Below are 11273 nucleotides of genomic sequence, written 5' to 3'. Positions count from 1 at the left end.
CTGGGTCAGCCCCAGCAGATCTTGGAGGCCTCGGTGGTGTCGATGCTGTCGATGCCGTCGGCGGGCTTGTCGGTCACGAGCGCGACACCGGTGTTGTAGAAGTCCAGACCGTCGCTGGTCTTGGGGGCCTCCCCGCCGCGGGCGAGCTTGGCGATGGCGGCGACACCCTCCTGCGCCATCTTGACGGGGTACTGCTGCGAGGTCGCGTCGATGATCCCCTGCTTGACGTAGCCGACGCCGGCGCAGCCGCCGTCGATGGAGGTCATCAGGACGTCGTCTGCGGTCTTGCCGGCCGCGGTCAGCGCCTGGAAGGCGCCGTAGGCGGTGGGCTCGTTGAGGGTGTAGACGACGTTGATGTCCGGGTTCTTGGACAGGCACGTCTCCATGGCGGTCGTGCCGCCGTCCTCGGCGCCCTGGGCGGCTTCGTTGCAGACCACGGTGTAGTCGCCGCCGGAGTAGGTGCCCGACTCGGCCTCGTCGCCGTTGACCTTGGGGTCGGCGGGGTCGATGCCCATGCCGGTGAGGAAGCCGTTGCCGCGGTTGTAGTCGACCGAGACGACCTTGTCGTCGAACAGGTTCAGCATCGCGATGACGGCCTTCTTGCCCCCGAGCTGCGAGGCGGTCCAGGCCCCGATGCGCTTGCCGGCATCGAAGTTGTCGGTCGCGAAGGTGATGTCCACCGCGTCGGCGGGATCCGGCGCCGTGTCCAGGGCGATGACGAACAGCCCAGCATCGCGGGCCTTGCCGATCGCGTCGACGACTGCGGGACCGTTCGGCGTGATGAGGATCCCGTCCTGACCCTGCGAGATCGCGTTCTCGATGGCCTGGATCTGGGTGTCCTCGTCGCCGTCCTCACGCCCGGCAGCGAAGGTCAGCTTGACGTCGTTCTCCTGGGCGGCAGCTTCGGCGCCCTTCTGCATCGCGATGAAGAACGGGTTGCTCGTCGTCTTGACGATCAGCGAGACCTGGACCGCGTCGCCCGACGCGGCGGTCGAGGACGAAGCGGGCTCCGCAGTGTCGTTCGAGGAACAGGCTGACAGGAGAAGCGCCGCGGTGGCACCGAGAGCCAGGAGGCTCGAGACGGCGCGGCGGCGCGGAGGCAGAGTACGTGCATTCATGGCGGGGGCTCCTCGTATGAGCGGCAGATCAGCCGCTGACAACGTTGTCGGGGAATTTGTACCCGGCGGATGGTTGTGGGGTCAAGCCATACGCATCACTGCAAGGTCACGGTTTGACAACGTTGTCCGTGATCTCGCCCTGTGTCCGGTCGACGTGCATCCACAGCTGCGAGCGACGGACCGAGTCTTGGGACCGTGGACCGCCCGGTCGTCAGGCCGCGGGGCCCGGCGGTGCCGAGTTCTCGGTGCCGCCGGGCCTCGACAGGGTCAGCCCCAGCAGATCTTGGAGGCCTCGGTGGTGTCGATGCTCTCGATGCCGGCGGCAGGGGTGTCGGTCACCAGCTCGTCGCCGGTGTCGAAGAAGTCGAGCCCCGGGCTCAACTTCGGGGCCGCCCCGAAGCGGTTGAGCGTGGCGATGGCTGCGACTCCCTCTTGAGCCATGCGGACGGGGTACTGCTGCGAGGTGGCGTCGATGATGCCGTCCTTGACGTAGCCGACGCCGGCGCAGCCGCCGTCGACGGAGGTCATCAGGACGTCGTCCGAGGTCTTGCCGGCGGCGGTCAGTGCCTGGAAGGCGCCGTAGGCGGTGGGCTCGTTGAGGGTGTAGACGACGTTGATGTCGGGGTTCTTGGACAGGCACGTCTCCATGGCGGTGGTGCCGCCGTCTTCGGCGCCCTGGGCGGCTTCGTTGCACACGATGGTGTACTCGCCGCCGGAGTAGGTGCCGGACTCGGCCTCGTCGCCGTTGATCTTCGGGTCTGCGGTGTCGATGCCCATGCCGGTGAGGAACCCCTGGCCGCGGTTGTAGTCGACCGAGACGACCTTGTCGTCGAACAGGTTCAGCATCGCGATGACGGCCTTCTTGCCGCCGAGCTGGGAGGCGGTCCAGGCCCCGATCCGCTTGCCGGCATCGAAGTTGTCGGTCGCGAAGGTGATGTCCACCGCGTCGGCGGGATCCGGCGCCGTGTCCAGGGCGATGACATACAGTCCGGCCTCCCGTGCACGATCGAGCGCTTCGAGCACCCCGGGGCCGTTCGGGGTGATGAGGATGCCGTTCTGGCCCCGCGAGATCGCGTCCTCGATGGCCTGGATCTGGACGGTCTCGTCCCCGTCCTCACGCCCGGCAGCGAAAGTCAGATCGACGTCGTTCTCCTGGGCGGCAGCTTCGGCGCCCTTCTGCATCGCGATGAAGAACGGGTTGCTCGTCGTCTTGACGATCAAAGACACCGCAACGCGCCTGTCCTTGACGGCTGCCGAAGCGCTTGCCTCGGCGTCCTGGCTCGCGGTCGACGAGCAAGCGGCAAGTAGGATCGCCACAGCACCGAGAGCGACCAAGCTCCTGGCGGACCGGCGGCGGGAAGGCGAAGTGCGTGAACTCATGGTGAGTGCTCCTTTGAGGGCGGCCCGTAGCCGCGGACAACGTTGTCAGCACTCTATGTATCGGCCTCAAAACGGCCGGGTCAAGCCTCGCGAGGTCACGCTATGATTACGGATGACAACGTTGTCTGAATTCGGCGGAATCGCCGCCACCGAGATCCGTGCGCGTGCCACGATGCGCGACGTCGCAGCTCTGGCTGGCGTCGGTATCAAGACCGTTTCCCGGGTCGTCAACGGGGAGCCTGGTGTGTCGGCAGCGATGATCGAGCGAGTACAGCGGGCGGCTGGCGAGCTGAACTTCATCCCTGACTTCACGGCCGGCAGCCTCCGACGCTCGGTGCGCAGGTCCAACAGTGTCGGCCTCGTCCTGGCAAGCGTCGACAACCCCTTCTGCGCAGCGATCCACCGTGCCGTCGAGGACGTTGCCGCCGAGCGGGGGGTGGCGGTGTTCGCGGCCAGCACGGACGAGCAGCCTCAGCGCGAGAAGGACCTCGTCGCGGCCTTCTCCTCCCGAAGGGTCGACGGGCTCATCATCTCGGCGTCCGGCGTCGACCAGAACTACCTCAATCCTGAGCTCCAGACCGGGACGCCTGTCGTCATGGTGGACCGGCCACCGGTGGGCATCGACGTCGACACCGTCCTCGTCGACAACCTCGCGGGTGCCAAGGGCGCCACGAACCACCTCCTGCGGGCAGGGCACCGTCGCATCGCCTGTCTGGGAGACCTGCCCACGATCGCCACCGCAAGCCAGCGGCGCGCGGGATACCTGCGGGCGTTGGCGGACGCCGGGGTACCCACGGACGACCGGCTCCTGGGCGAGGGGCTCCACGACATCGACGCCGCATTCAGAGCCGTGCACCGGCTGCTGTGCGAGGAAGACCCTCCGACGGCGCTGTTCACGAGCCAGAACCTGGTCACGATCGGCGCCATTCGTGCCCTGCGGTCCCTCGGTCTGCAGCACGAGGTCGCCTTGGTGGGGTTCGACGACTTCCCGCTCGCCGACCTCATGGACCCTGCGGTGACCGTCGTCGCGCAGGACCCGACCGCGATCGGCCGCGTCGCAGCCGAACGGGTCTTCGCCCGGCTCGAAGGGGATACCGCGCCGCCCCGTCAGATCGTCCTCCCGACGCAGCTGATCACGCGTGGCTCGGGGGAGATCCGACCGCATCACGGAGCGACCCGGGGCGCAGCGGCAGACGGATGAGCGGCGCAGACGACACCTCCGGCACGGCCCCGCGCACCGTCACGCTGGTCGCCGCGGACTCAGAAGTGGTGATCTCGTTGATCGGAGCGACCCCGCTGAGCTGGACGCTGCCGCTCCTCGGGCAGGTCACCGACATCCTTGACGGCTACCGAGACGCGGAGGAGCTGGCAGCCCAGGGTGGGGTCCGCAACGGTGTCATGGCGCCGTTCTGCAACCGGGTCGCGGACGGCCGGTACACATTCGACGGCGTGACGCACGACCTCCTACCCGGCGCGCACGACCGCACGATCTACCACGGCCTCGTCCGCACGGAGCCGTTCGTGCTGGTCGAGCTCGAGCAGCGGGAGCGCGAGGCGACTGCCCTCTTCCGTTGCGACGCTCTGGCCACGGGGCGGGCGACCGGCTACCCGTACGAGGTCGTCGTGGAGGTGTCGTACCGCCTCACCACAGACACCCTCGAGATGGCGGTGACCGGCCGGAACGTGGGCGACGTGGCGGCACCGTTCGCCGCAGGGTGGCACCCGTACTTCCGCCTCCCGTCTCGCACCGTGATCGACGGCCTGCACCTGACGCTCCCGGCCACGGTGGCGATCCTTGCTGACGAGGCCCTGATCCCCCTTCCGGGCGACGACGCCTACGAGGAGCGTGCCGAGGTCAGCTGGAAGCCGCTCGGCGGTAGCGTGATCGACGCAGCGTTCGGGGCGTTGCGTCCCGACGATGACGGCATCATCCGGACCGTGCTCGAGGACCCCGAGTCGGGGGTCCGGCTGACCGTGAGCCAGGAGCGAGGGCTGGTGCACGTCTTCACGGGGGACACCCTCGATCGGGACCGCCGCGCTTCGATCGCCATCGAGCCGGTCGAGGTCATGACAGATGCATGGGGCCGACCGGACTGTGCGACCGCGATCCGCCTCGAGCCGGCGACTGCCCGGCGCTTCAGCTTCGCCACGACCGTCACGGCTCCGTGATCTGACCGCTGACAGTCGTTCGCGGCGTGCGGAGCCGGGTCTCGCACGCCCGCGCGCTTCTTGACCGGTGCCGTCCGGCGCGGCTGGGGCACCGTCGCCTGCCCACCGTGCCCGCATGCCCACGACGACCGTCGATCTGCTTGACAACGTTGTCTGATTCTGGATGAATGTCCGATCAGACAACGTTGTCTGGCCCGCACCGCTGCGAGGTCTCGTGGAGGGCCAGCTGCCCTCCTATCGGTTCGGACGAGGAGCGCTCATGTCGGTGGACGGGTCGCGAGACGGAAGGTGGAGCGAGGTTGCACGCACTGTGTCGACTTCCCTCAATGCGAGACGTGGGACGACGTTCCCCGCGGTCCGGCAGGACCTCGCGACTCCCGGAAGCGCTGTTCCTGGGCGGCCCGTGCTCGGAAGAAGGGTCGCGCTGTCGACGGAGATCGGTGCCGACGCCTACGGAACGTTGATCCGGAACCACGTCGCACCCCATGGGCTCGAGGCCGCAGAAGCCGGGGGTGCCATGGTCTTCGATCAGTCCACCACGACGGTCGCCGACGAGCTCGATCCCTCCATCTACTCCTTCGACCTCGCGCCCGTGCTCTCCGGCGCACCGCTGTTCCACGTTCACACGGACTCGATCCCGTCGCTGCCAGGGCCGGTGGCCGATGGTGTCGAGACGGCCCTGTGCGCGGCACGACGCCGCGCGTCGCTGAGCTTCGACGCCAACCTCCGGTCAGCGGTGCGGCGGGAGGGTGGCGGCGTGCGGGAGCGTGTCGAGCGCGTCGTCGCGATCTCCGATGTCGTCAAGACCGCGGAGGAGGACCTCCGGTTGCTGTTTCCCGGCCGCGATCCGGTGGACGTTGCCCGAGAGTGGTCAGGGATCGGGCCGTCGGTCGTGATCGTCACTCTGAAGTCGCAGGCGCTGATCGGCGTCGCGAAGAGCGGTGCGGTTCTCGTTCCGGGAGGCCCGGCCGCCGTCGCCGACGCAGCGGGCGCCTGGGCCCGGTTCACCGCGACCGTCCTGCAGGGACTTCGCGAGGCCGAGCTGTTGGGCGCCGATCGACGTGGTGCGCTTCGCGACATCGAAACGTCGACGCTGTGGAACGTGCTCGAGGGGGCTGCGCTGGCGGCCGCACACGGGATCGCCCGGACGAGCGCCGCCGCTCCGGCCCGGACACTGCCGGCGGCACTCGAAGGACCGTCGGCTCGGCAGAACGGAATCCGCGTCGTGCCGGGGCAGCGTCAGCCAACGTTCCCCTCGCAAAAGCAGCGATAAGCGCAGGTAACTACGCCGTACCTATGGGTTGACGTTCTGCCACCGTCAACGGATCGAATCTGTCGTCAACGGGGATCTCACCAGACGATTTCCCTTCCATGTCATCTTAACGAGGAGACTCATGGGAAAGTCCGCCATCACGTCCGTGATCGCTTCACTGGCACTGGCCGTTCCATTGCTCGCGGCCGGATCCGCCCACGCGGCCGAGCCTGTTGATCCCTATCGGCCGCAGGTGCACTTCGCACCCGAGAAGAACTGGATCAACGACCCGAACGGTCCGGTGTGGTACCAAGGCAAATACCACATGTTCTTCCAGCACAATCCCGAGGCCCCGGTGTGGGGGAACATGTCCTGGGGCCACGCCGTCAGCACGGACCTCGTCCACTGGGAGGAGCGTCCGGTCGCCATCCCCCACTCGGACACCGAGGCGATCTTCTCCGGGTCGGTGGTGGTCGACAGCCAGAACACGTCGGGCTTCGGGACGAAAGCTCACCCCGCGCTCGTCGCTGTGTACACCAGCTACTACGAGGCGACGCACGTCCAGGCCCAGTCGCTGGCATACAGCACCGACGCGGGCGAGACGTGGACCAAGTACCAAGGCAACCCCGTGCTCGATCTTGGCTCCACGGAGTTCCGTGACCCCAAGGTGTTCTGGTACGGCAAGGGGGGCTACTGGGTCATGGCTGTAGCGCTTTCCGCCGAGCACAAGATTCAGCTCTACCGGAGCGACAACCTCAAGTCGTGGACCCACCTGAGCGATTTCGGTCCCGCCAATGCTGTCGGTGGGGTCTGGGAGATGCCGGACCTTTTCGAGCTGCCGGTAGACGGTCGGAAGAAGAACACCAAGTGGGTCATGGTGGTCAATCTCAATCCCGGTTCGATCGCCGGTGGATCGGGCGCCCAGTACTTCGTCGGTAACTTCGATGGCACCCAGTTCACCGCGGACAACGTCGTGACGGACCTCCCTGGCCCGCCGCCGGGGGACTCGATCGCTGACTTCGAGCAGGCCACCTATCCCGACGGATGGTCGACCACTGGCACCGCGTTCGGCTCCGGTCCCGTCCAGGGTTCGTTGCCCGGGCAGAACGTCGTCAGCGGCTACGAGGGGTCCGGTCTCGTGAACAGCTTCGTCGACTTCGACAGCGCTCAGGGGACGCTCACGTCGCCCGCATTCACCGTCAACCGTGACTACGTCAACCTCCTGGTCGGCGGCGGCTTCCATCCCCGGGAGCAGGGCGCCGGCGACGGAACTCCGCCCACGGGCACCGTCTTCGAAGACTTCGAGCACGCCGACTGGGGTGCTTGGACGGCCACCGGAGACGCCTGGGGGAGCGGACCCACGGCGGGCAACGCTCCCTGCCAGGGAGGAGTCTCCGGCTTCACCGGGGCGCTGGTGGCGAACAGCTTCCACAACGCGGACCCGGCTGCCTGCGGAGACCAGGGGACGGGGACGCTGACGTCGCCGCCGTTCGCGATCACGTCGCCGCACATCAACTTCCAGGTCGGTGGAGGGGCTCACGAGGACACGGCCGTCCGGCTCCTGGTGAACGGCCAGGTGGTCCGATCGACCTCGGGTCGCGAGTCCGAGACGCTCAACTGGGCGAGCTGGGACGTCTCCGACCTCATCGGGACCACGGCGCAGATCGAGCTGTACGACGCCAACACCGGCGGATGGGGTCACGTCTCTGCCGATCAGTTCATGTTCTCCGACGCCGCTGCCCTCCCCGTCTCGACGGAGACGACCGTCAACCTGGTGGTCGACGGCCAGACCGTCCGAACGGCGACCGGTAGCGACAGCGAGACCCTGAACTGGGTCAGCTGGAAGGTGAGCGACCTCAAGGGCAAGGCCGCGACCCTGCAGATCGTGGACCGCAACAGCAGCGGCTGGGGTCACATCCTGGCCGACCAGGTGACGCTGGCCGACGCGCCGGTCCCGAACCCGCTCTCGAACTATGACTGGGTGGACTTCGGAAAGGACAACTACGCCGCTCAGACGTTCTCGAACGTCCCGGACGGGCGCCGGATCTCGGTCGCGTGGATGAACAACTGGCAGTACGCGGGAGTGACGCCGACCGGCACGTGGAGAGGTTCCATGAGCATTCCGCGCGAACTGGGCCTGCGGACCATCGACGGGAAGCTCCGTCTGACCCAGACCCCGGTCAAGACGCTGAACGACGCCGCTACGGCGCGGTCCTACACGCGGTACTGCCTCCGGGTGCGGGACCAGGTCATCACGCTGCCGAAGGCGGCCTCCGGCGCCACTCTCAAGATCACGGCCGACTTCCAGGTGGGCTCTGCCAAGGAGTTCGGTCTGTACGTGAGGTCGGGCGCCGACCAGAAGACCGTCGTCGGCTACGACAGATCGGCTGGCTCCCTGTTCGTCGACCGGACGAACTCCGGCGCGGACGGGTTCCATCCTGCGTTCGCCGGTGTCCAGTCGGCACCGCTGGCGAGCGACCATGGCCACGTGCGCCTGACGGTGGTCGTCGACCGGTCGTCCGTGGAGGTCTTCGGCGGCGCAGGGCAGTCGGTCATCACCGATCTGATCTACCCGGACCTGGCGAGCCAGGGGGTGGCGGTCTACGCGAAGGGCGGAGACGCGACCCTCACCTCGCTGACGGTGACCCCACTGGGGTGACACCCGGCTGACGTGCGGGGCGGGCTCACGCAGAGTGAGCCCGCCCCGCATCCGGGCGCGCTCGTCCGGAGGCGGCGCAGATCACAAGGTGGTCACGACCGCAGGACCTGACTTGACAACGGTCGGTGTTCGCACGGACTATCTCTTCCGGAATCAAAACGATTTGCAATCGCGACGAAGCGAACGGAGGGCGACGATGCCGCAGAGCCGGGCAACCATCAAGGACGTCGCTGCGGCCGCTGGTGTGTCGATCACGACGGTCTCCCACGCGCTGAGCGCGCACAAGGCGGCTCGGGTCGCGCCGCGCACTCGTGACCGCGTACGGGCCGTCGCAGCCGACCTGGGGTACGAGGCCGATGCCCTCGCCAGGACGATGCGCACGCAGCGGTCTCAGTCCGTAGGCTTCATCTCCGACGAGATCGCGACGACGCCCTTCGCCGGGCACCTGGTTCACGGAGCACAGGACGCTCTGCGTGCGCGGGCCAGCGTGCTCCTCGTGGCGACGACCGAGTACCACGAGGACGTCGAGCGACAGGCGATCAAGGCGCTGCAGGACCGGCGGGTCGACGGCATGCTGTACGCCGCGATGTACCACCGCATCGTCGTCGTGCCTGAGGCTCTGCGCGGATCACCGCTCGTCGTCGTGAACGCTCGCACGGCCGAGCCGGACACGTCCTGGGTCGTCCCGGACGAGGTACGCGGCGGCTGGGACGCGGCAGACGTCCTCCTCGCGGCGGGTCACCGTCGGATAGCCATGATCAACAACGTCGACGACATCCCGGCGCGCGATGGTCGCGAGCAGGGATTCCGAGCCCGCTGCGCGGAGGCCGGCCTGCCGGCGGCAGACGTCGTGGTCGAACACGCCGCCGCTGTCGCCGAGGGCGGGTACGAGGCTTCGATCCGCGTCCTGCGCGGACGGTCGCGTCCGACGGGCCTGTTCTGCTTCAACGACCGGATGGTCATGGGCGCCTACCGCGCGGCAGCCGAGCTCGGCCTGTCGATCCCGGTTGATCTCTCCGTCGTCGGCTTCGACGACCTCGAGCTCATCTCCGAGGGGCTCTACCCGGGCGTCACGACGCTCGCGCTACCGCACTACGAGATGGGCGTCTGGGCGGTCGAGCAGCTCTACGCCCAGATCGACGCTCCGGCCGGCATGAGCATGCCGGTCCGAACCGCAGAACTCCGGTGCGCGGTGATCCAACGCGCATCGGTGACGTCGCCCCCTCCGCCGTAGCGGAAGGGACGACGCCAGCCACCGCTCGCGTGTTCGAGCACGCGGTGCCGGATCCATTGCAGAACCCATCAGTGACATCGGAGGAAAACCGTGGCATATCGAACCATCCGTCGCCTCTCGGCGGCCAGTCTAGCGATCGGAGCGCTCGCGCTGACCAGCGCCTGCTCGGGCTCGGGTTCGGGCTCGAGCTCGGATGCCAGCTCCGGAGGCGGATCCTCGTCCGACAGCACCATCGAGCTCTGGACGCACAATGGCGGCAACGAGGCCGAGCTGGGTGTCGTCAACCGGATCGTCAAGGACTTCAACGGCAGCCAGGACAAGTACACGGTCAAGGTGCAGTCGTTCCCCCAGGACTCCTACAACGACGCCGTCGTCGCCGCCGCGTCGGCGAAGAAGCTCCCGTGCGTCGTGGACATCGACGCACCCAACGTCCCCAACTGGGCATGGGCCGGCTACCTCGCACCCCTGGACCTCCCGGAGAGCACCTGGGACGGTCAGCTCCCCACCACGATCGGCAAGATCGGCGACGAGGTGTACTCCTACGGCTTCTACGACGTCGCGCTGGCGATGTTCGCCCGTCCGTCGGTGCTCCAGGCCGCCGGCATCCGGGTTGCGACGCCGGACGAGCCGTGGACCAAGGCGGAGTTCGCCGACGCGCTGGCCAAGCTGAAGGCGACCGGCACGTGGCCCTACCCGCTGGACCTGGGTACAGGCGGCGGCGGCGAGTGGATCCCCTACGCCTACTCCCCGTTCCTGCAGAGTGCCGGCGGTGACCTGATCGACCGCAAGGACTACCAGAGCGCCGAGGGCGTCCTCAACGGACCGGAGGCGCTCGACTGGGCGAACTGGTTCCAGGGCCTGGTCAAGGACGGGTACATGGCGGCGAAGTCCGGAGCGGACGCAACCGCGGACTTCGTCAACGGCAAGAGCGCGATCCTCTACTCCGGAAGCTGGGCGAACGACACCGTCCGCAAGGCGTTCGGCGACGACATCGCCGTCATCCCGCCGCCGGACCTGGGTGAGGGCCCCAAGATCGGTGGCGGCTCGTGGCAGTGGGGCATGACAGACCAGTGCAAGAACACGGACGCTGCCAAGGCGTACCTCGAGTTCGCCCACCAGACGAAGTACTTCGTCGACTTCGCGAACACGCTCGGTCTGATTCCGGCGACCGAGGAGGCCGCGGCTCAGGTCCCGGCCTACGCACCCGGTGGCGAGAACGAGATCTACCTCACGCTGGCCAAGGACTTCGCGCTGGTGCGTCCGGTGACACCGGCCTACCCGATCATCTCCTCGGTGTTCCAGAAGGCGACGCAGGACATCCTCTCCGGTGGTGATCCCCAGCCGATCCTCGACAAGGCCGCGAAGGACATCGACGCGGACATCAAGCAGAACGGCGGCTACACGTACTGATGCCGCAACCGGCGCGGCCGGTGGGTGGTGACAACCCCCACCGGCCGGGCC

8 protein-coding genes are annotated in these 11273 nt (G+C 67.8%); 6 read left to right on the top strand and 2 right to left on the bottom strand.

Annotation, left to right across the window (positions count from 1 at the left end):
* Positions 1–5: 5 nt before the first annotated feature.
* Both I847_RS0111250 and I847_RS0111245 read right to left on the bottom strand, forming a co-directional pair.
* Positions 6–1118, bottom strand: coding sequence for a substrate-binding domain-containing protein (locus tag I847_RS0111250; RefSeq protein ID WP_034609981.1), 1113 nt, complete (start codon positions 1116–1118; stop codon positions 6–8).
* Between the two features lie 267 nt (positions 1119–1385).
* Complete coding sequence (locus I847_RS0111245; protein ID WP_028049768.1) at positions 1386–2498, bottom strand: substrate-binding domain-containing protein; 1113 nt, start codon at positions 2496–2498, stop codon at positions 1386–1388.
* A gap of 112 nt (positions 2499–2610) precedes the next feature.
* On the opposite strand from I847_RS0111245, the gene I847_RS0111240 reads away from it, so the two are divergent.
* From I847_RS0111240 to I847_RS0111215, 6 genes are all read left to right on the top strand, one after another.
* Entirely contained in the window at positions 2611–3699 is a 1089-nt protein-coding gene (locus I847_RS0111240; protein ID WP_028049767.1) for a substrate-binding domain-containing protein, read from the top strand.
* Positions 3696–4667 carry an aldose 1-epimerase gene (locus tag I847_RS23320; protein ID WP_051274811.1) on the top strand — a complete coding sequence of 324 codons (972 nt, stop codon included), beginning with the start codon at positions 3696–3698 and terminating at the stop codon, positions 4665–4667. The genes I847_RS0111240 and I847_RS23320 overlap by 4 nt, the downstream gene beginning before the upstream one ends.
* Before the next feature lie 163 nt (positions 4668–4830).
* Positions 4831–5940, top strand: coding sequence for a PfkB family carbohydrate kinase (locus I847_RS25670; protein ID WP_081680798.1), 1110 nt, complete (start codon positions 4831–4833; stop codon positions 5938–5940).
* A gap of 121 nt (positions 5941–6061) precedes the next feature.
* Positions 6062–8578, top strand: a complete 2517-nt coding sequence (locus I847_RS23310) for a glycoside hydrolase family 32 protein (RefSeq protein ID WP_051274809.1) — start codon at positions 6062–6064, stop codon at positions 8576–8578.
* A 196-nt stretch (positions 8579–8774) separates the two neighbouring features.
* The gene (locus I847_RS0111220) at positions 8775–9812 is read left to right on the top strand and encodes a LacI family DNA-binding transcriptional regulator (protein ID WP_034609979.1); all 1038 of its coding nucleotides are present in this window, start codon (positions 8775–8777) and stop codon (positions 9810–9812) included.
* A gap of 90 nt (positions 9813–9902) precedes the next feature.
* Entirely contained in the window at positions 9903–11222 is a 1320-nt protein-coding gene (locus I847_RS0111215) for an extracellular solute-binding protein (RefSeq protein WP_034609977.1), read from the top strand.
* The last annotated feature ends 51 nt before the right edge of the window (positions 11223–11273 follow it).

The organism is Cellulomonas sp. URHD0024 (genome assembly GCF_000426185.1).
GTDB lineage: Bacteria > Actinomycetota > Actinomycetes > Actinomycetales > Cellulomonadaceae > Cellulomonas.
The sequence above is the reverse complement of the archived record's forward strand: the minus strand, read 5'-3'. Positions and strand labels throughout refer to the sequence as shown.